This is a genomic window from Bradyrhizobium genomosp. III (genome assembly GCF_000261705.1).
Lineage (GTDB): Bacteria > Pseudomonadota > Alphaproteobacteria > Rhizobiales > Xanthobacteraceae > Bradyrhizobium > Bradyrhizobium ottawaense.
The window spans coordinates 1-2,744 of sequence record NZ_AJQF01000568.1 but is presented as its reverse complement, the minus strand read 5'-3'; the positions used below and the strand labels follow the sequence as shown (position 1 = coordinate 2,744).

Here is a 2,744-nt window from a genome sequence, read left to right as displayed (position 1 = left end):
AAACGGGACGACCTCGGGATGCCCCCCTCCGTCGCCCAGTCACCATGATCGATGCCCCATGCACACACAACAAGAGAACGCACCGAAACGGGCCTATGAAGCTTGTTTTCCGACGGGTGTTGCACAAAAATCACGCAACTTCTTGAGGGGGATTTTTGTTTAAGCTATTGTTAGATATGACGGTTCTGGCGCTCACAGCTGCGTGAGTGCCTCGCCGACGATGGGTCCCGAAGGCGGGAACATGCACGTCTGGTGCACCTGAAGGCCGGGAATCGATTTGCTCTTGGGGACGAATCGAGTGTCCGTTTCGAAGGCGCAGCCAACCATTCGGACCTAGGATCACTATGTCTAAAGAGAGCAGCAAAAAGATCTCAGCGGCGCCAAGTTGGCTTGGCCTCACTCAAAACCGGTCGTCCTTCGTGTTCCTCCCGGATCGGGCCGAAACCGTGCGAAAGATTTTCCAACTCGCGATCGGCGGGATGGGCAGCTACGCCATCGCGAATTATCTCGACGAACAAAAGGTGCCGACCTTCACCGGATCGCTTAATTGGGACAACACCACCATAGACTCCATGCTCCGGAACCGGGCGACCTACGGTGAGTACCAGCCGAAGTCCTTCGCCGGGGGTCATAAGAAGGGCATCCCGAGCGGCCCTCCCATTTCCGGCTATTACCCTGCAGTCTTAGACAAGGCCACTTTCGATGCTGCGCAGGCGGCGCGCCAACAGAATCTGGCGCATCGTGGGCGCAAAGGAAATGACCTCGCTAACATCTTCGGTGACCTATGCCTGTGTGCCTATTGCGGCAGAAAAGTCATCTTCCATCGGATTTCGAATGTGCAGGTCCTCGTATGTGAGCAGGTCTTGAGTGATCGCGCCTGCAGCCGCTCCGCCTGGACATACAAAGACTTTGAGATCACCGTTCTTGCTTTTCTGGCTCATCCAGCATTGCTCGACCAAGCAGGCGAGGAGCTAAAAGCAGGGCTGCTCGATCTTGTCGAAGAAATCAAAGTCCTCTCTTCCGATCAGGAGCGACGCTATGCGAGAAGAGTGAACATCACCGTTCTTCTCAAGCGGATCGTCGCTGGCCTCGTGATTCACAGTGCAGGAAATCTGAGCCTGCCTAGACATTCCTCGGCACAGATCCGGAAGGACATCGCGGGGAGGTTTCTCGAGATTCAGCTGCAAGGGGGTCCGTGCTACCCCTGCATTTCTATAGGGTGATATGCCCGACGCAATCTCGTTTAGGCCGCCAGCGCGGCCGGTTCCTGATAGCGTTCGTTCCTGGCCATCATCGCCCAAGCAATCCGGGCGAGGTTTGTTGGCTAACGCGATCGCCGCGACCTTGGCGCGCCGCCGGGCCAACAATCGTGTGAGCCAGGGTCGATGATCGGGGCCGTGAATCTTGGCGTAGCGGATCACTGGGAGTGCGCCAGCCGTGAACAGGCTACGCAAATAGCGATCGCCTTGCTTGGTAATGGTGCCAAAGCCTATCTTTGCCCCCGCTCGAGCTCTGCTTTGGCACGAGACCGACCCAAGCCGAGAAGTCTCTCCCGGATCGGAAGGCTTTAGGATCGGCAATGCTGGCAACCAGCGCTGTTGCCAGCGCCGGACCGACGCCGGGAAATAACATCAAGCCGCCGGCTCGTCGCGTTTGATCGATGCCAGGCGATGATGCGTCGGTCGAACTCAAGGATGCGAGCCTTTAGAGCGCACAGTTGTTCGCCCAGAGCGGCGGGGCACCTCCGGGCGACCTCCGGGATCCGGTCTTCGGCTTTATCGGCGACGACTTCCAGTTGTTGCTCGACACCTCTGCGTCCGACGGGAGCGACGATACCGAACTCGGCAAGATAGGCGCGGATTGAATTGATGAGCGCAGTCTGCTGCCGGATAAAAAGATGGCGCGCTCGATGAAGCATTAGGCAACTCTATTGCTCGATTGTCTTGGTCGGCACAAACCGCATATTGGGTCTCGTGACCGCTTCGCAAATCGCCTCTGCATCGGCCGTATCGTTCTTCTGGCGCTTGACGTAGGGCTTCACGTAACCCGGAGGCATCAACCGCACTGTATGCCCCAACGCCTGCAGTTCGCGGGACCAATAATGGGATGACGCGCAAGCTTCGATTCCCACCAAGCACGGCGGCAGCTTCTCAAAGAAGGAATGCACAAAACGGCGTTTAACTGCCGGCGGATGCCCGGCAACTCGGCGTGCTGCGCAATCCAAGCCTCCTCCCAACAACGTCGCCCAAGCGGCGACTGAATCCTGGCTTTCACACTTCGGCTCTTTTAACTCTTTGAATGAGGTTTGCAGGAGCACGACGTTATCGGATGCTGGGCGGCGGGTAGCTGTCTCGCGTGCATCTCTTCTCCTGGAAGGGCACAGACCGGACCAGCGCTATCCGCGGATCGCGGAAGCAGCCCTGCAATTTTTTTCCGGATTATCCGGCTTCGATCGGCGCGGATGCTTCGCGCTGGCCGGCTCTGAACCAGAGAGCCGCAATCGGAAAGCGACACCCATCAAGTGGAGGCCGCACATGAGGTTGAGTCCTGAGTGATTTTGCGATGCGCCGGCACTTGCCGTCCTGTTTGCCCACAGGAGGCTCGCAGCCAAATGAAAAAACCCCGGCGATGCCGGGGCTTTGACACTTGATCGCGAGGTCAAATTAGTACTTCGCGACGACCGGACCGGTCCAGTTGAAGCGGTAGACCAGCGAGGTCGAGATCGTCTGGTTCCAGCTGTTGGC

The 2,744-nt window shown here is 57.9% G+C and carries 1 protein-coding gene and 2 pseudogenes; 1 reads left to right on the top strand and 2 read right to left on the bottom strand.

Features of this window, described 5'->3' with window-relative positions; translation table 11 throughout:
• Nucleotides 1-344 precede the first annotated feature (344 nt).
• On the top strand, nt 345-1,223 hold the full coding sequence (locus tag IC66_RS0142115; protein ID WP_038951353.1) for a recombinase family protein: 879 nt from the start codon (nt 345-347) through the stop codon (nt 1,221-1,223).
• Between the two features lie 20 nt (nt 1,224-1,243).
• Here IC66_RS0142115 and IC66_RS49400 read toward each other — a convergent pair.
• Both IC66_RS49400 and IC66_RS48915 read right to left on the bottom strand, forming a co-directional pair.
• A pseudogene (locus IC66_RS49400) lies at nt 1,244-2,239 on the bottom strand (IS110 family transposase).
• A 424-nt stretch (nt 2,240-2,663) separates the two neighbouring features.
• A pseudogene (locus IC66_RS48915) lies at nt 2,664-2,744 on the bottom strand (outer membrane protein); the annotation flags it as partial.

Bases quoted from the DNA above. Each gene is read 5' to 3' on its own strand.
- IC66_RS0142115 (WP_038951353.1), top strand. From the start codon at position 345: ATGTCTAAAGAGAGCAGCAAAAAGATCTCAGCGGCGCCAAGTTGGCTT.